We start from the raw sequence: 20,532 nt of genomic DNA on the forward strand, positions 1-20,532 counted from the left end.
GTTTTAGTTTTATAGTATTTAGATAAAAGAAATGTTATCTATTAAAATGAAATTCTGCAGTGTAAGTCTCCTGGTCATCGTCATAATCTCCTTCGATAATAAGACTGTCAGTTACAGTTGCTTTACCATCAAATAAAAGATATCCGTTTTCTTCGATACCTGTTGAAGGATCTCCATTAACAGTTTCTGTATATTCAAACTCTACTAAAGTTAATTTTCCTTCTTCTTCATCATATGCCCAATTCCCTCTAGAACTATATAATTCTTTAGCTTCAGTTTCGAAAGTTGCTGTACAAGTTTCTCTTGTAGCTTCGTAATCCAAATTGGTGTAATTGGTTGTCCTACATAAGTATAAGTACCATCAGCATTAAATGTTATAGGAAGTGATAAAAGAGTATCACAATAAGCATTTTCTACCAATAATTCTGTATCATTTGCACAAAATACAGTAGTTTCATCACATTCTTCTGCGCCGATAGTATCTTCTGTAACTCCATTTCTAGTTCTTTTTGTGTAGTTCCAAGTACCAATTAATTTAGGGTGTTTTTTTTAACAGATTTCATAATTTGATCTTTGTTTTAATACATATTTTGCCTTTTTTATTATGAATTCATAAGTTTTTTGTTAAAAGAATTTTTTTAAAATAAAAAGGGAATTATCCCTATTTTGTTTGGTTGGTAAACAGATTTATTAGGTTAATTTTGTTTTTTTTAATTTTTGAACAATTTAAATCATATTATGAAAAAAGTATTACTTGTTGTCTTAGGGCTGTTTAGTTTTGTGAATATTTATTCACAAGATATAGAAGTTTTTGATAAAAAATTTGACTCTGATGGTATCTGTGTAGAGAGTTTTAGGCTTAGAATTATTAATACAAACTCAAGAGTAAATCGTGTGAATGTTTTGTGTTATAGGCAGTCTCAAGAAAATCAGTATGGTTATCCTCCTTTGAACCCTGCATATTCAAAAACTTTAGATAGAGTAGTAAGAACATTGACAGATGGGTCAAAAGTGTATGAAACAGGTGTTGTATATGTGAATATGCCAGATAGTTACATGAATATAGAAGTTAAAGGACAATATAGAAATATAACACGAAATAGAACTTATTGGACGGAAAAAACTATACTTACAAAGTGTGATTTAACCGATTTTAAAAGATATAGCTTGATGTCTAGAGGTCGTACTTTAGAAGACGCTAGGTACAATCAATGTGTAGAAAACGTTGGTAATATAACCGATATTAATTTAAAACTACCTGTGGTATTGTCAGAAGGAATGTTGTATTCTCAATATGATAATTATTATGAGGTCATTGATATGTTTCCAGCTCATAGGAATGCTGATTTCACTGATGCCTCTGGTTTTTTTTCTGGACCTTTTTCGAGGTTTTGTGATGATATTGAGGAAGAAGAAGAGGAAGAAGAAAACGAGGATACTTCAAATTATGATATTCTTTTGAAAGAGTCTAACGTAAATGTGTATAGTGCTTGCGTTGAGTGCCCTAGTCAATTAGATATTTTGAACCCTGATTTTGCTGGAGGTACTTTTCCTATAAGAAAGCACTTAATGTCTACAGAAGGAAACACTGTTGAGACTCAGTTGTTGATTAGAAACATAGGTCAGACTTCTTCTAAAAAAACAGAGGTTAATTTTTACATGTCTACTGGTTATAATAGTTTATTGGGGGTTAATGCTGTTGAAAAGACTATTGAAATACCAAATCTAGCTTCTGGAGAGGAATATTTGACAAACCAAATATTTGTGCTCTCTGATTTTAGCGTAGCACCTGGAAACTATTATTTGGTTATTGATGTGATTGAAAATTTAGGTGAATCGGATGTTTCCAATAATTATGTTAGCATTCCAATAGAAGTTAAATCCGCTGCTTCTGGAATAATATTTAATAATGATGTTTCCGATATGAAAAATTACACTATTGAGATTTATAACTTTAATGGAACAAGGCATTCTAGTGAGGTTGTGAATGATTCTAAAAAAGAAAAAGAGGTAATAAATGAGTTGCCAAAAGGTCTTTATATTATAAAAAGTAAAAATGTAATTTATAAAGTTAGTAACTAATTGTTTTTACGTATAAGAAAGCCATTTAATTTTTATAACTAATTGTTAAATGGCTTTATTTTTCTTTCCAAACGCGTTTTAGAACCAAGAAATTTTGAGGGTTATTGGTTAATCCTTTAACATTTTTCCTAGTAAAACGAACTACTTGGTCGTAATATAAAGGCACAATTGGAGCGTGGGCGATTACAATCGAATCCATTTTCGCGTAATACGCTTCCCGTATTTTTATATCCTTAATAGAAAAACTTTCTTCATACAATCGATCAAAAGTTTCATTCTTAAAATGTGTGTAATTAGGACCGTTAGGTGTAAAATTCTTGCTATAGTATGGTGATAAGAAATTTTCGGCATCTGGGTAATCCGCAATCCAACTCGCTCTGAATACATCTAATTCTCCGCTCCATTTCTTTTTTCTGATGGTGGATGGCGGCATCACATCTACAATAATGTTAAGTCCAATCTTTTCTAGTTCACGTTGTATAAATTCACAAATACTTTGATAATTACTATCGGTTGCAATGCTAATGGTTGGGTTTTGGTTTCCGGTAAGTTTGATATATTCTTTAATGAGTTTACGAGATTTTTTTGGGTTATAGGTAAATCCCTTTTGATTATTAAAACCGGGTAAACCTTTTGGAATAAAACCATTCGTGGCAGGAGTTCCAACACCATTTTTTAGATACGTAATCATTTTTTCTCTGTCAAAACCATAGTTGATAGCTTTGCGTAGTAGTTTGGATTTTACTTCATCTTTATCTCCATCCAAGTAGAATCCAAGATACTCGGAGTTTAGATATGGCCCTTTGGATAAGTTTACTTGATCTTTATATTTATCTCTAAGTTTTCCACTTGGAGTTAATAATTCATCTTTATACGATGCATCCAGACTATTTAAGAAATCAATTTCTCCTTTCGCAAATTGTAAAAATTCTGTTTGTTTGTCTGGTAAAAATGTTACAGCTACAGCCTCTAAGTATGGTAATTGTTTCCCGTTCTTGTCTTTTTCAAAATATAGTTCATTACGACGTAAGACTAATTTAACGTTCTCTTCCCATAATTTAAATTTAAATGGTCCAGTACCAATTGGATTCGCTCTGAAGTCACTTCCGTAAAATTCAACAATTTCTTTTGGAACTACTGAGCAATAGCGCATACTCATTAAACCCAAAAATGCTGGAAAAGGCTTTTTTAATTGTATCCGGAATGTTGTGTCATTGACTGCTTTGTACGTGTCTACATTTTTTAAAACCCAGTTTCCGGGAGATGCTACTTTTGGATCATTTAATCTATCAAAACTGTATTCGAAATCATTAGCAGTTACGATTCTTGTACTATCTGTAGTTTTAAATTCAGCATGTTTATGAAACCTTACATCGTTTCTTAATGTGAAGGTGTAAATTAAATTGTCATCAGAAATTTTCCAGTTTTTGGCTATATCGGGTTGTATGTTTAAAGAATCATCAAGTTGAATTAAGCTATTAAATAATTGATTAGTAGGCCAAATAATAGATGGGTTACGAGCAAATGCTGGATCTAAGGTAAGTGTGTTAGAGTATTCATTATATCTAAATACTAGATGATCTTTGTTTTCTTCAGAAGGGGGTCCGCAAGAAAAGCACAGTGTGCAGAGGTAAACTATTGCTAAATAGTGAATTATATAAGTTGATTGGTTGATTTTCAATTTTAGTAAACGGATTATTGTTGGTATCTTTGACGGCTTTTAATTAAGATACTGACAAAGGTCGGGATCTTTTGATTAAAAACAAGTGTAAATATAAATAGATTTCTGTCTTTGCAGAAATGACGTGATAATTGTAATGAGAAAGAAAGTAGCTTTTTATACATTGGGTTGTAAACTGAATTTTTCAGAAACCTCTACCATTGCCAGAAATTTCAATAATGAAGGTTTTGATCGTGTAGATTTTTCTGAAAATGCTGATATTTATGTAATAAATACTTGTTCTGTTACAGAAAATGCTGATAAGAGATTTAAAACGATTGTAAAACAGGCGCAAAAGGTAAATCCGGATGCTTTTGTGGCAGCGGTTGGTTGTTATGCTCAGTTAAAACCAGAAGAGTTAGTTGCAGTAGATGGAGTGGATTTGGTATTAGGAGCTACAGAAAAGTTTAAAATTACTGATTATATTAATGATTTGTCTAAGAATGAGTTTGGAGAAGTTCATTCTTGCGAAATAGAGGAAGCAGATTTTTATGTAGGTAGTTATTCTATTGGTGATCGTACGAGAGCTTTTTTAAAGGTTCAAGATGGATGTGATTATAAGTGTACATATTGTACGATTCCATTGGCTAGAGGTATTTCTCGTAGTGATACATTAAACAATGTGTTGAAAAATGCAAAAGAGATTTCAGAAAAAGGTATTAAAGAAATAGTACTTACTGGAGTTAATATTGGTGATTATGGAAAAGGGGAGTTTGGTAATAAAAAGCACGAACATACTTTTTATGAATTGGTACAAGCTCTTGATGAAGTAGATGGTATAGAAAGGCTTCGTATTTCATCTATTGAACCAAATCTTTTAAAGAATGAAACGATTGATTTTGTGTCAAAATCAAGAACATTTGTACCTCATTTTCATATTCCATTACAGTCTGGTAATGACGAAATATTAAAGTTAATGCGTCGTAGGTATTTAAGTGATTTGTATGTAGATCGTGTGCAGAAAATAAAAGAAGTAATGCCTCATGCGTGTATTGGGGTTGATGTGATTGTTGGTTTTCCAGGAGAAACAGATGATCATTTTTTGGACACTTATAATTTTTTGTCCGAATTGGATATTTCTTATTTACACGTGTTTACTTACTCTGAACGAGAGAATACGGTAGCAGCTTCATTGGATAATGTAGTTCCACAAGATGTTAGAAAGAAGAGAAGTAAAATGTTGCGAGGTTTGTCTGTTAAAAAACGTAGAGCTTTTTATGAAAGCCAATTGAAAACAGAAAGAACTGTATTGTTTGAGTCAGAAAATAAAGAAGGATATATTCATGGGTTTACAGAGAATTATGTAAAGGTAAAGATGCCTTGGGATCCTTCTTATGTAAATACATTATGTGGAGTACAGCTAACAGATATTGATGATGATGGTTTGGTGCGGTTTGAGTTTTTAAAGTAATACATTTTAAGGATTCAAAAGCATGTATGATTGTTAAGCTAAAACAAGTTGTTTTTTTTGTCTATACTAGATGAAATTAGTACTTATAGAAACATAAAAAAAACCTGCTGAATAGCAGGTTTTTTTATGTTTCTAAAGATACTTCTATATGTTGATTCCAACAGGAAGTAAATCTTTGTATTTTCTTCTATTCTTTCGCATGAATTTTGCGATAATAGGGCTTGTAGGAACAAGTCTAATATTACGTTCTTCGATAATATTAAAAACAGCTACTATAAATTCTTCGGAATATCCCTTTTCCATTTGCTCCTCGCTCATCACGAGTTTAGTAAGGAATATTTTTCTCTCTTGTTGAGCATATTCGATCTTTGATTTTTGACCTTCAATAGTAGTTTCGAATTGTCTCAAAAATTCGTTGTCTACTATTTCTAATTCCACATCGCTCATGTTCTCCATATTTTTTTTAATTTACTATTGATAAAAATTAAAATGGGTTTTAAAACAAATAGTTTTCATTTTCAGAAATTTCATATCAATTATAAAAAATTAAGGTGTCCAGAAGATTCAATTTTAGTATTACTTACTTAGCCTAACTAAGATTTGTTAGTTAAAATTTTCCCTTTTACAATAATTTAATATCCTGTTTACTTTTTTCTGATAAAGTATTACTATAGTTTTGAGCTGCAAAGATAAGAAAATTAGAACTTTAAACGTATAAACCATTGTTAAAATACCTAGTATGAAGGAAGTTACCCATGTTTATTTTGTTCCTGGTATGGCTGCAGACGTATCTATTTTTGAATATATAAAACTCCCTGAAGAAAAATATAGAACATATACGATTCCCTGGAAGATTCCGGAGAAGAATGAATCTATAGAATTTTATGCAAAACGAATGTGTGATGAGATTGAACATAAAGAATGTGTTCTTATAGGTGTTTCTTTTGGAGGGATTATGGTTCAGGAAATGAGTAAGTATCTTAATGTTAAGAAATTAGTTGTGATTTCTAGTGTTAAGACAAAATATGAACTTCCGAAACGAATGCGGTTAGTCAGAAAGACAAAAGCTTATAAATTAATGCCTACGTCATTAGTTTCTAAAATAGATAATTGGGAAAAACTGGCTTTTGGTGATTTTGCAAAAAAGAGAGCTGCAATGTATCAAAAGTATTTATCTGTAAATGATAAGACGTATCTGGATTGGGCAATCGAAAAGATAGTTTGTTGGGATCAAGAAGAGGTTATTGATGGAATTATTCATATCCATGGTAGTAAAGATATCGTTTTTCCGATTTCTTACATTGATAACTGTATAACGGTAGAAAAGGGTACTCATGTGATGATTATTAATCGAGCACGCTGGTTTAACAAGCATCTTCCAGAAATAATTGAGAATTAATAGCCAATATTCCAATATTTTACATTATTTTGGAAACTTAAGAATTTATTCCCCAATAAAACCTACTTAAAGATGAAGATGATAAGAAAAATGTTAGTTTTTTTAGGTGTACTATTTACTTTCAGTATCCTAGTAAATGCTACACAACAAGAGCCTCAGAAACCTATTGCACAGGAACTTTTAGAAGAAAAATTGATTAATGACTACAATGTCTACGCCGTTCCTATGCCTGATAACATGAATTTTGCTGGAGAATTAGTGCCAGTTGAAAACCCAGATATTCGAGAACGAATGGATAGAGAGCTATTGGTCAATACCTATTGGCAATCAAATGGTTTATTGCTTTTTAAAAGAGCAAATAAGTATTTTCCAATTATAGAGCCAATACTTAAGGAAGAAGGTGTTCCGGATGATTTTAAATACTTAGCAGTTATAGAAAGTAGTTTAACACAAGCGGTTTCTCCTGCTAGGGCTACTGGTTTCTGGCAAATATTAAAAAATACTGGAAGAGAATATGGTTTGGAGGTAAACGATAATGTAGATGAACGATACCATATCGAAAAATCCACAAGAGTTGCTTGTAAGTATTTAAAGAATGCAAAAAAGCGTTTTGGAAGCTGGACTTTGGCAGCAGCAGCTTATAATGCTGGTCCTGGAGGAATAAATAAGCAATTAAAAAGACAAAATGCTACTACATATTACGATCTTCTTTTAGGTCAGGAAACAGGAAGGTATGTTTTTAGAATTACGGCAGTAAAAGAGATCCTAAGTAATCCTAAAAAGTATGGGTTTAACTTTACTAAAAATGATTTATACGAGTATATTCCTACTTTTAATGTTTTAGTTGATGAGCCAATAGTAGATTTTAATGAGTTCGCAGCTAAATATAATATCAATTATAAGATTTTGAAATTACATAACCCTTGGTTACGTGAAACTCATCTTAACAATGGTACTGGAAAGGAATATTTGATAAAAATCCCTAGAGAAGGATATTATAAAACAGGTGTCGGACAGTAGTATTCATTAATTTTACTAAATATTGTTCTATTTTTTTAGAGCTATAACTACAATTATTGTAAAATTGTGTTATGGATACAATGACGGTTATTTCATTAGTGGTTATAGGTTTATTAGCTGGTTTTCTTAGTGGAACTATGGGAATTGGTGGAAGTGTAGTAATGATACCACTATTAATTTTATGGGTTGGTTTTACGCAACATCAAGCACAAGGAACTAGTTTAGCAGTTCTTTCGGTTCCAGTAACTTTATTAGCCGCTTTTAATTATTATAAAGAAGGTCACGTAAATTGGAAGTTCGCCGCTATAATGGCAGTTACTTTTATAGTTGGAGGCTACCTGGGTAGTAGATTTGCAATTTCTCTAAATCAAGCAACATTGAAAAAAATCTTTGGAGGGATTCTTTTACTTGTAGCATTAAAAATGATTTTTGGGAAATAGATGATAAGTTTTTATCTATTATTACCGCGCTGATTGTTTAAAGAATCTTTTTCTCGTCTGTAGCGTTCGTATTCTTCATCAATATCACGCTCTTCTTGTGTTCTAGTATCTCCTTTTATTTTAAGATCTTTTTTATCTTCTTCTGCAGGAGTTGCTAACGCTCCTTTAGCGTCTAGATCTGCTATTAAAAGAGAAACACCTTTAGATAATGAATTGTAATGTATTGTGTAAGAGTTGCTAAGAGTCTCGCTAGAATGGTGCGTGACAATTTTTCGAATATCTAATAATTTTTTGTCACTATCCATAAAATACATCATAGGAAAACCAAGAGAGTGTTTAAGGTTATTAATGATATAAGAATTTTGGTTCGTAAGCTCATTTACATATAAGAGTTGAATGTTTTCGCTATACTCTCCAACTTTTTCTTTTAATCTTTCTTTAGTATCCCAGAATAAGACAATGAAATCTATTTGATCATGAAATTTATCGGATAAGTCATTCAATGCTGGTATTTCTCCAATACCAGGAACACACCAAGTGGCATATGTAATTAAGAATATAGGTTTTTCAATTTCTTTAAAAGAGATTGGTTCTCCTTTTAAGGGACTCATCTTAAAATCATCCATATAAGTTCCAACCAGATGATTTTGAACAAGTGAATCAAATAAGAATTTAGCATATTCTAGATCTTGATCCTTGTATGCTTCATTACTTTTTAAATTATATTTTTTGATATGGGCTGCAACAGCAATTGAAAAAGGAATCTTTCTTTCTAGCTGTCCAAAAACATTTCCTATATATAAAAAAAGTATTCCTAGAATTAATATTTTCTTCATTACAACTTTATTACGCGAGCTAATGTACTATAAAGTCTTTAAAAATAACAGTTTTAGTGTCTTAAAACATTATTTATAGATTTAGTACTGCCCTTATTTTACCCTTTGAACTACTAGATAACGTAATTATAAGAACAATTAGTGTGCCTAAATCTTTTTCATTTGTTGTTTCATCATAGTGATTTGCTCTTTTAGCATACCATGCTTGTCTAATTTCTTAGCTTCGGTAAGTAAATTTTGAGCTTCTCTTTTTCTTCTTTTGGTCATGGCAATACCTGCAAGATTAAGTTTAGCAACGGCTAAATCTTGATTCATGGATAGCCCTAATTTTATAGCTTTTTTGAGATATTTTTCTGCTTGCGTGATATTTGTTTGTGATAACATAATACCTAAAAGATAGTTGTAATATCCTTGTTGCTTAGTGGTAAGAGCACTTTCAGGGTTCTTAATTCTATCTAACCATTTTTTTGCTCCTGGAAAATCTTGTTTACGTAATCTTAAGAATGAAAGTAAAATTAATTCGTTTTTAAAATATAAAAAGACAAAAATCGAGGCTAGTAAAATCAGCATAATTCCATTTCCAATATATCCTTCTATGATTTGCCAAATGGCAGTACCAACAATTAATGCTGCAATTACTAATTTAATGTTTTTGTTGTACATAAAATGTATTATTTTTTTTGTCGCGGCAAAGGTAATAAAAACAATTATAAATATTTTGATATTTAGGTTTGTGAAAGTAAAAACTCTTCGTATATTTGCCCGCAGTTTTGGGATGAGATTCCAACTAGTTTTACAAAAAAGAGATTTCAAGAAGATATATAAAGATAGATAGCAATGAAAAGAACGTTTCAACCATCGAAGAGAAAGAGAAAAAACAAACACGGTTTTAGAGAGCGTATGGCTTCTGCTAATGGTAGAAAGGTCCTTGCTCGTAGAAGAGCTAAAGGCAGAAAGAAGCTATCTGTTTCTTCAGAATTAAGACATAAGCACTAATGATTGTAGTGCGACGAAAATATTTAAGGTGTTACTTTTAGGAGTAACGCCTTTTTTTATATCTAGTTGATTCCTAAATTATTTTTTAAATTTCAATACCAACACCAAAATGCCAAAAAACGAAAAACTCAAAAGTATATTGATCATTGGATCAGGACCAATCATTATTGGCCAGGCATGTGAGTTTGACTATTCCGGATCACAAGCTTTACGTTCTTTACGTGAAGATGGAATAGAAACCATATTGATAAATTCTAATCCGGCAACTATAATGACGGATCCTTCAATGGCAGATCATGTATATCTGAAACCATTGAATACTAAATCTATTATCGAAATCCTTAAAAATCATCCAAACATAGATGCGGTACTGCCAACTATGGGAGGTCAAACTGCCTTAAATCTTTGTATTGAAGCAGATGAGAAAGGAATTTGGAAAGATTTTGATGTAGAGATAATAGGTGTAGATATAGATGCCATTAATATAACAGAAGATCGTGAGAAGTTTAGAGAGCTAATGCTTAAGATCGGAATCGGAATGGCACCACAAGCTACTGCAGGATCTTACCTAAAAGGGAAAGAAATTGCTCAGGAGTTTGGTTTTCCTTTAGTAATAAGGGCTTCTTATACACTAGGAGGTGCTGGGGCATCTTTTGTATATAAAGAAGAAGAGTTTGATGAATTATTGACTAGAGGGTTAGAGACTTCTCCTATCCACGAAGTAATGATTGATAAAGCATTGATAGGATGGAAGGAGTATGAATTAGAATTATTAAGAGATGCTAATGATAATGTGGTAATTATTTGTGCGATCGAAAATATGGATCCTATGGGGATTCATACAGGTGATTCTATTACCGTTGCTCCAGCAATGACTCTTAGTGATAAAACATATCAGCGTATGCGTGATATGGCAATTCATATGATGCGAAGTATAGGAGAGTTTGCAGGAGGATGTAATGTGCAGTTTGCTGTAAGTCCAGATGAAAATGAAGATATTATAGCAATTGAGATTAATCCACGCGTATCTCGTTCTTCGGCATTAGCTTCTAAAGCTACAGGATATCCTATTGCAAAAATAGCGGCTAAATTAGCAATTGGCTATACATTGGATGAATTAGATAATCAAATTACAAAATCTACGTCGGCTTTATTTGAGCCAACATTAGATTATGTAATCGTAAAAATACCTCGTTGGAATTTTGATAAGTTTGAAGGATCTGATAGAAGGTTAGGACTGCAGATGAAGGCAGTAGGTGAAGTAATGGGAATTGGACGTTCTTTTCAGGAAGCCTTACATAAAGCTACTCAGTCTCTAGAGATTAAGAGAAATGGTCTTGGAGCAGACGGAAAAGGATATAAAGATTACGATCAAATAATAGAAAAACTTACCAACGCTAGTTGGGATCGAGTTTTTGTGATCTATGATGCAATCCAAATGGGTATTCCGCTTAGTAGGATATACGAGATTACTAAAATAGATATGTGGTTCTTAAAGCAGTATGAAGAATTATATTTATTAGAAAAAGAAATCTCAACGTATACAATCCAATCATTAACCAAAGATTTGATTCTAGAAGCTAAGCAAAAAGGATTTGCTGATAGACAGATCGCTCATATGCTTGGTTGTTATGAAAGTGAAGTATACAACAAAAGAGACGAGTTAGGAATCAATAGAGTGTATAAGTTGGTAGATACTTGTGCTGCTGAATTTAAAGCACAAACACCATATTTTTACTCTACTTTTGAGGCTGAAACACAGACGGCCGACGGAGAGATTATTGTTGCTAATGAAAGTATTGTTACTGATAAAAAGAAAATAGTAGTATTAGGTTCAGGTCCTAATCGTATTGGTCAAGGTATTGAGTTTGATTACTGTTGTGTTCACGGAGTCTTGGCTTCTGCAGAATGTGGGTACGAAACAATTATGATTAACTGTAATCCTGAAACAGTTTCTACCGATTTTGACACAGCGGATAAATTATATTTTGAGCCTGTTTTCTGGGAACATATATATGATATCATTCGTCACGAAAAGCCAGAAGGTGTTATCGTTCAGTTAGGAGGGCAAACAGCCTTAAAACTTGCTGAAAAGCTTGATCGATATGGAATTAAGATTATTGGAACAACCTATCAATCACTAGATTTAGCAGAGGATAGAGGTAGTTTTTCTACTTTATTAAAAGAAAATAACATTCCTTATCCAGAGTTCGATATTGCCGAAACGGCTGATGAAGCTTTAGAGGTTGCAGATCGTTTAGATTTTCCAATATTAGTACGTCCATCTTATGTACTTGGTGGTCAAGGAATGAAAATTGTGATCAATAAACAAGAATTAGAAGAACACGTTGTTGATTTATTGCGCAAAATACCGAATAATAAATTATTATTAGATCACTACCTTGATGGAGCTATAGAGGCCGAAGCAGATGCAATCTGTGATGGAGAGAATGTGTATATCATTGGTATTATGGAACACATTGAACCTTGCGGGATACACTCAGGAGATTCTAATGCTACCTTGCCACCATTTAACCTTGGAGAATTTGTTATGCAACAAATTAAGGACCATACGCATAAAATTGCATTGGCATTGAATACTGTTGGATTGATTAACATACAGTTTGCTATAAAGGATGATGTTGTATACATTATAGAAGCAAATCCAAGAGCTTCTAGAACAGTACCTTTTATTGCGAAAGCGTATGGTGAACCATATGTAAATTATGCTACTAAGGTAATGTTAGGAGAGAAGAAGGTTACGGATTTTGATTTCAAACCACATTTGGATGGATATGCAATCAAACAGCCTGTATTTTCATTTAATAAGTTCCCGAATGTAAATAAGAAACTTGGACCAGAAATGAAGAGTACTGGAGAAAGTATTTTATTTATTGATGATCTTAAAGATGATCAGTTTTACGATCTATATTCAAGACGTAAGATGTACTTGAGTAAGTAATTTTAATAAAATATAGAATCTTAAATCCCGCTATAACAGCGGGTTTTTTTGTTTGTTAATAATTAAGTCTTAAGACTAAAGAAAGTTTTAACTTTATACTTTTACCAATACATATATTATGATTAGATTTTTTATTCCTGTTTTTATGTTATTTAGTTCGATTATGCTCGGACAGGTGAATAGTTTAGAAATCCAAAAACAAATTGATCAAACGGTTTGGAAACCGTTCCAGAAAGCGTATGAAGCGTTAGATGCAGTATCATTAAACGAGATATATGCAGATGAGGTATTACGTGTTACACCAGAAGGGATTGATACCAAGAATGTATTTAAGAGTAAGAATGTAGAACGTCTAAAAGCTTCTAAAGAAAGTAATACACAAATAAAATTAGATTTTTGGTTCGATAGTAGGCATACCAATGACGATACTTCGTATGAAGTTGGTTTTTATAAAATAGGAATAACTGCGGATAATAAGACACAATACTTGTATGGTCAATTCCATATTGTATTAAAAAAGATCAATGGTATATGGAAAATAACACAAGATTGGGATACAACCACAATTAATGGTAAGCCGATTACTAAAGAAGATTTTGATAAAAAGAACTCTTTACGATTTTGATGTTTTTCAATTTATGCTGCTGATTATGCTACAAGCATGTGAGATTTAGAAACGATAATTAGATAATTTTCCAAGGTGTGAAGAAAGTTTTAAGATGGTTATATCAAACAATGATTATTCTGATTATTGTGTTTCTTCTTTTCGAACTATCGTATCGGTTTTCTTTTATTGATTTTTATAAAGCAGAGTTTACTTCTCTAAATGATGCTAATGATATCGAATCTAAGGATATAGATTATTTAGTATTTGGAGATTCTTTTTCTGCCACAACAAATAATTATGTTGAGTACCTAAGGAGTTCTAGTGATAAAACATTTATAAATTCTGGCGTACAAGGAATAGGAGTGAAGCAGGTTAATACTTTCGTAAATCGACGAATACAGAAATATCAGCCAAAAAATATTATCTATCAAGTATATGTAGGAAATGATCTTATAGATGTTGATCACTTGACCAACTATAAAGAATTACCCTTGATAAGAAATGTATATTGGGATGTATCCGATATGTTTCTGAGTAGTTCTTATGTCAATTATCGGTTAGGGCATTTTAAATCGAGCGTTGCACCAATTAATAAGATGTTTAATGATCAAAGATTTAGTGTAAAGGATTATAATCAGCGAAGTAAATTATATTTTAAGTCGGATTCAGCATACTTATATAAATCAGTAACAGCAGAAGGGAGTTTTCAACACCGATATGCTATCTGGATTGATGAATTAAAAGAATTTATAGAAGGAATCCCAACTGATGTCCAAGTCTTTATTGTTTTTGTCCCACATTGTTCGCAGTTAAATTCTTTTTATTTCAATAATATGCGTGAATTGGGAGCAAAGTTTTCTGATGAAACTGAATTTAAGAAAATGGAATATGGTTTTTTTGAAAAAGCTTCTTTGGATATACAACAATATAAAAATGTGACTTTACTAAACCCATTAGAACAATTACGAGAAAAAGATACGAAAGAGAAAAGACTTTATTATCTTAACGATCCTCATTTAAACGAGTATGGTCAAAAGGTTTTAGGCACTTTTTTAGAAGAGGAATTATTATCAAACGAATAGAGTGTGAGTTATATTTTAGGAATTTCAGCGTTTTATCATGATTCAGCAGCTTGCTTACTTAAAAATGGTAAAATTATAGCCGCTGCTCAAGAAGAACGTTTTACTAGAAAAAAACATGATCCTTCTTTTCCTAAAAAGGCTATTGAGTTTTGTTTAAAAGAAGCAGGCATAGGGATAGAAGAGATATCACTAATCGTTTTTTATGAGAAACCTTTTTTAAAATTTGATAGGATTATTAATTCTATTCAAGCTAACACACCTTTTGGTTTTTCTTTTTTTAGAAAATCTATTAAATCTTGGACAAAAACCAAACTTTGGATTCCCGCAATTATTAAAAAGGAATTAGCATTTACAGGTAACGTTTTATTTTCTGAACATCACGAAGCACACGCAGCAGGAGCTTTCTTTTCTTCACCTTTTTCCGAAAGTGCTATAGTTACGATAGATGGAGTGGGAGAAAAGGCTTGTACCACTATAGGCTTAGGTAACAATAATGAAGTAAAGATTATAAAAGAACAACATTACCCACATTCTTTTGGGCTTTTATACAGTGCATTTACACAGTATTGTGGTTTTAAAATTAATTCTGGAGAGTATAAGCTAATGGGATTGGCTCCGTATGGTAAACCGATTTATAAGGAGTTAATTCTAAAACATTTTGTTACAATTACAGATCAGGCAGAAATACATTTAGATCTTAAATATTTCTCATTCGATAAAGGAAAAACTACAATTAACAAGGCATTTTGCGACGTTTTAGGACAATTAGCTAGAAAACCAAGTGAAGAAATGACATCGTTTTATTGTGATGTAGCAAGTTCTATACAATCGGTTACCGAGGACTTTTTGGTAAAATTACTTAGGTATACAAAGAAAATAACTAAATCAGACAATGTATGTTTATCAGGAGGAGTAGCGCTAAATTGTAAAGCAAATGGAGAGTTGCTTACTAAAGATATATTTAAAAATATATGGGTGCAACCAGCAGCAGGAGATGGTGGAGGAGCAATGGGAGCGGCTTTCGTGGGATGGTATCATTATTTAAAAAACGAAAGAACTTATATCGATAATACATTACCAGAACAAGCATATCTAGGAATTGGTTATAGTAATGATGCTATAGAAGCTGTTTTAAAGGAACATCAGATTGATTATAGTTTAGTAAATGATAAGGAGTTATGTGAAGAGGTTTCGGATCAGCTTAAAGGCAAAAAAATAATAGGTTGGTTTCAGGGTAAAATGGAGTTTGGACCCAGAGCTTTGGGTAATCGCAGTATTTTGGCAAGTCCGTTATATAGTGATATGAAAAAGCATGTGAATATGAGAATCAAAAAAAGAGAAGGGTTTAGACCTTTTGCTCCCATAGTATTAGAAGAAAAAGCTAAAGATTGGTTTTTGGATAGTATATCTTCTAAATACATGCTTTTTACATTTAGAAGTGATAAGAAAGAAAAAATACCTTCTTGTATTCATGAAGATGGCACAGCTAGAGTTCAAACGCTCTCTTCAGAAGAAAACCCATTGTTACACCAATTAATTTCTTCTTTTGAAGATAAAACGTCTTGCCCTGTATTGATTAATACATCATTTAATGTTAGAGGCGAACCTATAGTTGCCTCTCCGTTAGATGCGTTGAGATGTTTTTTTCAGACTGAAATGGATATATTGGTATTAGGTAATTATATAATATATAAAGAAAGGAATAGGAATGTAAGTGAAACACTTTCTAAACAAATACAGTATGAGTTGGATTAGTGGTGTGATAGATATTGTTCAGGATAATAGCAATGCTAAAAGAAAACAACGACAATTTGGAGGATTAGTATTAGTGTTATTATTGTTAATTTTTTGTGTCTCGGTATATAAAGATGGATTCATATTTAATGCAAAACAGATCAATACGACCATTGGTTTTGTGGGAGTGTCAATAATTACGCTTTTGTTACCAATGCTGTTTTATCCTTTTCTATTCGTTTGGTTATTTGTAGGTAATATTTTGGGAGAGATCAGTTCTTTTGTTATTTTAGGGATAGTCTATTATTTACTTTTTTTTCCAATTACGTTTGTTTTAAGGATTATAAATAAGAAAAAAACAACTATTGGATGGATAGATAAAGAAGAAAGTATCGATTATGAAAAATTATATTAGTAATGAATAAATCAGGGATATTTTTAGAATTTTTGAAGTTTTTGATGCGTCAAAAAAAGTATTGGTTGATCCCAATTATTATTGTTTTGGTTTTATTAGGGGCTTTATTAGTTTTCACGGAGAATTCTGTTGTATCACCCTTTGTCTATTCTTTATTTTAAAAATACATATAAAAAGAACGATCATTTTAATAATTAAAATAGTAGCATAATTGAAACCAGTTTTTATTCTTTTAACGGGTTTGTCAGGTAGTGGGAAAACTACTTTGGGAAAAGGTTTAACAAATTACTACTCAAGTAGAGAAAATAAAGTTTTTCATTTAGATGGAGATGATCTGCGCAAGGCATTGCACTGTGATTTAGGGTTTAGTAAAGAAGATAGACATAAGCAGTTAATGTTAACGGCTGAGTTATCGATCTCTTATCTTAAGAAAGGAATCAGTGTTATTGTTTCTCTTATAGCTCCGTATAATGACCATAGATTAGATGCTAAGAAACTTATAGAAAGTCGCGGTTTTGATTTTAAACTAATTTATGTTGATTGTTCTATTGAAGGTTGTATAGAAAGAGACCCCAAAGGATTATATAAAAAAGTACTAAAAGGAGAAATAAAAAATTTCACAGGGATTGATGATCCATACGAACCTCCTAAACAGGTAGACTTACATATACCAACTGAAAAAATAAATTATCAGAGCTCATTAAAAAAAATGATAGAGCATAGTTTTATTAAAACAGAACCTGAAAAATTATAAATAGAGCTACTTTTTTAGAATATGATATATACTAGGTATAAACCCACACACTATAATGGAAACTAAAAGAACAGATTATCTTTTCGTAATGGGGCATATGAGGAGTAGGTCTTCTTTGTTGACTCATATTCTTTTATCACACCCTACTATGGTGGGACTTGGAGAAAGTAACGCGATATATGAGAGTAATTTAAAATTACTTTATATGAAATCTAAGACCTTATTAAAGAATAGGTCTGTTAATTTTTTTAAAAAAACCTATGTAGATCAAATAAATCATAATTCGAAAACTCCCAATCCAAAGATTTTTCAAAAAAAGAATTTTAAAGTGATTATTCTGACACGACCTCCTGATCCATCAGTAGCTAGTATTATGGCACTTACTAAAAAACATTATACACCATGGTCAGATGATAAATCAAAAAAATATTATCATGATCGGATGTCTTACCTAATAAAACTGAGAGAAAAATTATCTAATGATCAGTGTTTAGTTATAAATTCTGAGGAGTTAGTGCGTGCACCAAATGTAATTTTAGATAAAATAAGTGAGTTTTTAGAGATGTCTACACCACTTAAATCGGAATATGAAACATTTAATTTTACAGGTACCAGTGGGGATCCTAGTGCTAATATAAAAGAAGGAAAAATTATTAATAACTCACAGTACATTGATGTTGATACATCTAAATATCCAGAAGAATACGAGTTGTTTAATCAATTGATTAATATGTAATGGATATTAATTGTAATAATCAAAAAAAGATTGGATATGTTTTTTAGCAAAAACATTTCCTTTTTTACTCCAATGCCCATCACAAGTTAAAAACTGTTCTTCAGAATCTTTTATGGAAATTTTATCTGTTTCTAAAAGAAGATCCAAATATTTGATTCCTATAGATTCACAAAAAGCGGACATTTCTTTACCTAAAGGATTATTTTTATGTTTTTTGTAATTTTGAATATCTCTTAATACTGGAATTGTAAAAACCATAACTTCTCTTTCCCCAGCTATTGATTTAATCTGTTCTAATGAATACTTTAGGCGATTTAATTGCTTTTCTGAATAATTAAAATATCCGGGAATTTCATCTTCAGATACTATTTTATTATCTTTTTTTATAGATTGTTTTAATACTGATTTAGCATATAAAAGAACGTTGTATGAATATGTGAAATTTTTAAATATTTTTTTAATAGGTTTAAGTTTCTTAGTATGCACTCTTGACTTATGGATGCTATCCAGATGATAGGTCAATGAATAATGCGGATAGTCTCCAACGAGATATGGTCGATATCGGTCCGAATTAATTTTTAAGTTTATTTCATAGTCATCATCAATAAAGTCGTTTGCAGGTAAAACACCTATTAAAATGGCATCATGAGTGTAAGAACTAGCTAATGTTTTATATAACATGTAATATTGTGTAGATCCAAAATTGCCTGCCATTCCAAAATTTAAGTGTGGTATTTTTTTTTCATTTTCTAATAGATTTGATAGTCTGAATTCTCTAGACACACCTACACCTTCGATAAATGAATCTCCAAGAACCAATACTCTCTTATTAGAACTTCTTATAGCTCTTTCTTGATCTCTAAAACCCTTGGAATTGGATTGATAAGTTACATCAAAGCATGTTTTTTTTTGCCTATAATTATTATTTGGGAGATGAGAGGTTCCAAAATTTTTATTAATGTCATACCAAAAACTCTGTGTATTCTCTAAAGAGTATGTAGGGATTTCAATATTAAGATTGCTATTCTTCGTATATATAGCTAGTACTACTTCCAAAAGAAGGAATGTAAAGCCAAATATTAAAATCAATTTTTTAAATAAAGAGATTAAGTACTTCTTTTTAAATAAATTATGATTCATTGAATGAGATGTTCTAATGATGATATATAAGTCCTAAGCTAGTTGATATTATTAATTGATGTAATAATATCATTAGCAATAATTTCACTTATTATAGAATTACCATATTCAGAAATATGGCAATTGTCAATAAATATATTTTCTTTACTAGTGTCAAAACAGTTACTGATATTAATAAAGTTATTTGAGTTTTGTAATATTGAATCAATTGTTAATTGTTGATATAACTTATTAAATACCTTATCTAAACCTTCATGTTTGTTATATTGAAGGTTTTCATATTCGGTTCTTAATTTCTTGGTATAAACAGATGGTTGTAAGTAATTAAAGATATTAAAACGATATTGATTGCTGATAGCGTCCGTAATTTTAATATTATTTCTATATCCTTTTATAATTTCATCAAGTATAGAGTCGTTTATGATGACATCATATTTTTCTTTTTCTACGTGCTTTAATTTGTTTTGTAGTTTTTTAATACCCATATTAACATTACTTGATTTAAGTGCTAATATGAATTGTTTGTTAGATTTTTTGATAGCATCATATGACTGTTTTATTGGTTCCCTAACGTTTTTTAAATAATTAGGGTGTTTTAAAAGTACTTCATTAAAACCATCATAAAAAACAACAATATCTGGTTTTTTTCCTTTTTTTAAAGCTTCTATTAATAGTGCAGTTTCTTGTGATCTGCTATAAGCGGGAACACCGTAGTTGGTAATATGAAATTTTTTTGTTGGCTCTTTTTCTTTTAATTTTTTGGATAATAATGACGGTATTGTCATTATATCTCTAGCTCCTTCGCCAAACATAGTAGAACCACCAAAACAATAGATAGTATATGTAGAATCAGTTATGATAGTGTCTTCATTGATAGTTTTTCTATTACCTTGTACATCAATATTTATTGCTTTACCTGTATATGGTTTAAGTTTATATTCCGTAAATGGATCCCATTCATAGGTTAGCTTATGGTAATCATTGTAAAACTGTTTTATAAAAGGAATATCTTTTTCAGAATATGAATTGGATGCTAAGACACGGTCTATTTTATTAGATTGATGTTGAAATTTTCTGTTTTCGAAAAAAAAACCAAGGATGACTTCTAATATTACTAATAAAAGGAATGATATGAAGATAATGATAATGAAATCCTTAATTTTTTTTCTCATACTTGTAAAGAAGAATTATAGGTCAA

General features: G+C 31.1%; 21 protein-coding genes. 14 read left to right on the plus strand and 7 right to left on the minus strand.

Annotated elements, in window-relative coordinates:
• Positions 1-34 precede the first annotated feature (34 nt).
• A complete protein-coding gene (locus D1815_RS00835; RefSeq protein WP_118385556.1) occupies positions 35-322 on the minus strand; it encodes a hypothetical protein in 288 nt (95 codons plus the stop codon).
• Between the two features lie 416 nt (positions 323-738).
• Between D1815_RS00835 and D1815_RS00840 the strand changes: the two genes are divergently transcribed.
• On the plus strand, positions 739-2,082 hold the full coding sequence (locus tag D1815_RS00840; RefSeq protein ID WP_118385557.1) for a CARDB domain-containing protein: 1,344 nt from the start codon (positions 739-741) through the stop codon (positions 2,080-2,082).
• A 55-nt stretch (positions 2,083-2,137) separates the two neighbouring features.
• On the opposite strand, the gene D1815_RS00845 is transcribed toward D1815_RS00840, so the two are convergent.
• A complete protein-coding gene (locus D1815_RS00845) occupies positions 2,138-3,763 on the minus strand; it encodes an ABC transporter substrate-binding protein (RefSeq protein WP_233557577.1) in 1,626 nt (541 codons plus the stop codon).
• A 136-nt stretch (positions 3,764-3,899) separates the two neighbouring features.
• Here D1815_RS00845 and mtaB point away from each other — a divergent pair, with 136 nt between their 5' ends.
• Positions 3,900-5,213 (plus strand): tRNA (N(6)-L-threonylcarbamoyladenosine(37)-C(2))-methylthiotransferase MtaB, encoded by a 1,314-nt coding sequence (gene mtaB / locus D1815_RS00850; protein ID WP_199726737.1) that lies wholly within the window; start codon positions 3,900-3,902, stop codon positions 5,211-5,213.
• Positions 5,214-5,357: 144 nt separating this feature from the next.
• On the opposite strand, the gene D1815_RS00855 is transcribed toward mtaB, so the two are convergent.
• Entirely contained in the window at positions 5,358-5,660 is a 303-nt protein-coding gene (locus D1815_RS00855; RefSeq protein WP_027392050.1) for an N-acetyltransferase, read from the minus strand.
• A 292-nt stretch (positions 5,661-5,952) separates the two neighbouring features.
• On the opposite strand from D1815_RS00855, the gene D1815_RS00860 reads away from it, so the two are divergent.
• The 3 genes from D1815_RS00860 to D1815_RS00870 all read left to right on the plus strand — a co-directional run bounded on the left by D1815_RS00860 (position 5,953) and on the right by D1815_RS00870 (position 8,072).
• On the plus strand, positions 5,953-6,612 hold the full coding sequence (locus D1815_RS00860) for an alpha/beta fold hydrolase (RefSeq protein ID WP_118385558.1): 660 nt from the start codon (positions 5,953-5,955) through the stop codon (positions 6,610-6,612).
• 72 nt (positions 6,613-6,684) lie between these two features.
• Positions 6,685-7,632 (plus strand): lytic transglycosylase domain-containing protein, encoded by a 948-nt coding sequence (locus tag D1815_RS00865; RefSeq protein WP_118385559.1) that lies wholly within the window; start codon positions 6,685-6,687, stop codon positions 7,630-7,632.
• A gap of 71 nt (positions 7,633-7,703) precedes the next feature.
• Positions 7,704-8,072, plus strand: a complete 369-nt coding sequence (locus D1815_RS00870; protein ID WP_118385560.1) for a sulfite exporter TauE/SafE family protein — start codon at positions 7,704-7,706, stop codon at positions 8,070-8,072.
• Positions 8,073-8,083: 11 nt separating this feature from the next.
• On the opposite strand, the gene D1815_RS00875 is transcribed toward D1815_RS00870, so the two are convergent.
• Both D1815_RS00875 and D1815_RS00880 read right to left on the minus strand, forming a co-directional pair.
• Positions 8,084-8,908, minus strand: coding sequence for a redoxin domain-containing protein (locus tag D1815_RS00875; RefSeq protein ID WP_118385561.1), 825 nt, complete (start codon positions 8,906-8,908; stop codon positions 8,084-8,086).
• Positions 8,909-9,055: 147 nt separating this feature from the next.
• Positions 9,056-9,571, minus strand: a complete 516-nt coding sequence (locus tag D1815_RS00880) for a DUF2892 domain-containing protein (protein ID WP_118385562.1) — start codon at positions 9,569-9,571, stop codon at positions 9,056-9,058.
• A gap of 174 nt (positions 9,572-9,745) precedes the next feature.
• On the opposite strand from D1815_RS00880, the gene rpmH reads away from it, so the two are divergent.
• The 9 genes from rpmH (at position 9,746) to D1815_RS00925 (ending at position 18,194) form a co-directional block, all read left to right on the plus strand.
• Positions 9,746-9,904: a 50S ribosomal protein L34 gene (rpmH, locus tag D1815_RS00890; RefSeq protein WP_081414554.1), complete on the plus strand. Its 159-nt coding sequence runs from the start codon at positions 9,746-9,748 to the stop codon at positions 9,902-9,904.
• Positions 9,905-10,013: 109 nt separating this feature from the next.
• On the plus strand, positions 10,014-12,866 hold the full coding sequence (gene carB, locus D1815_RS00895; protein ID WP_118385563.1) for a carbamoyl-phosphate synthase large subunit: 2,853 nt from the start codon (positions 10,014-10,016) through the stop codon (positions 12,864-12,866).
• A gap of 118 nt (positions 12,867-12,984) precedes the next feature.
• Positions 12,985-13,491 carry a nuclear transport factor 2 family protein gene (locus D1815_RS00900; RefSeq protein WP_118385564.1) on the plus strand — a complete coding sequence of 169 codons (507 nt, stop codon included), beginning with the start codon at positions 12,985-12,987 and terminating at the stop codon, positions 13,489-13,491.
• 77 nt (positions 13,492-13,568) lie between these two features.
• Positions 13,569-14,555: a hypothetical protein gene (locus D1815_RS00905; RefSeq protein WP_147404168.1), complete on the plus strand. Its 987-nt coding sequence runs from the start codon at positions 13,569-13,571 to the stop codon at positions 14,553-14,555.
• A gap of 3 nt (positions 14,556-14,558) precedes the next feature.
• Positions 14,559-16,310: a carbamoyltransferase N-terminal domain-containing protein gene (locus D1815_RS00910; protein WP_118385566.1), complete on the plus strand. Its 1,752-nt coding sequence runs from the start codon at positions 14,559-14,561 to the stop codon at positions 16,308-16,310.
• Entirely contained in the window at positions 16,297-16,704 is a 408-nt protein-coding gene (locus D1815_RS00915) for an SxtJ family membrane protein (RefSeq protein ID WP_118385567.1), read from the plus strand. The genes D1815_RS00910 and D1815_RS00915 overlap by 14 nt, the downstream gene beginning before the upstream one ends.
• 2 nt (positions 16,705-16,706) lie before the next feature.
• Complete coding sequence (locus tag D1815_RS23875) at positions 16,707-16,865, plus strand: DUF5989 family protein (RefSeq protein ID WP_255411785.1); 159 nt, start codon at positions 16,707-16,709, stop codon at positions 16,863-16,865.
• 50 nt (positions 16,866-16,915) lie between these two features.
• The gene (cysC, locus tag D1815_RS00920; protein ID WP_118385568.1) at positions 16,916-17,458 is read left to right on the plus strand and encodes an adenylyl-sulfate kinase; all 543 of its coding nucleotides are present in this window, start codon (positions 16,916-16,918) and stop codon (positions 17,456-17,458) included.
• Positions 17,459-17,513: 55 nt separating this feature from the next.
• On the plus strand, positions 17,514-18,194 hold the full coding sequence (locus D1815_RS00925) for a sulfotransferase (RefSeq protein ID WP_118385569.1): 681 nt from the start codon (positions 17,514-17,516) through the stop codon (positions 18,192-18,194).
• Between the two features lie 6 nt (positions 18,195-18,200).
• On the opposite strand, the gene D1815_RS00930 is transcribed toward D1815_RS00925, so the two are convergent.
• A complete protein-coding gene (locus D1815_RS00930) occupies positions 18,201-19,334 on the minus strand; it encodes an SGNH/GDSL hydrolase family protein (RefSeq protein WP_118385570.1) in 1,134 nt (377 codons plus the stop codon).
• Positions 19,335-19,372: 38 nt separating this feature from the next.
• Positions 19,373-20,506, minus strand: coding sequence for a hypothetical protein (locus D1815_RS00935; RefSeq protein ID WP_118385571.1), 1,134 nt, complete (start codon positions 20,504-20,506; stop codon positions 19,373-19,375).
• Between the last annotated feature and the right edge of the window lie 26 nt (positions 20,507-20,532).

The organism is Aquimarina sp. AD1, from assembly GCF_003443695.1.
Classification (GTDB): Bacteria; Bacteroidota; Bacteroidia; order Flavobacteriales; family Flavobacteriaceae; genus Aquimarina; species Aquimarina latercula.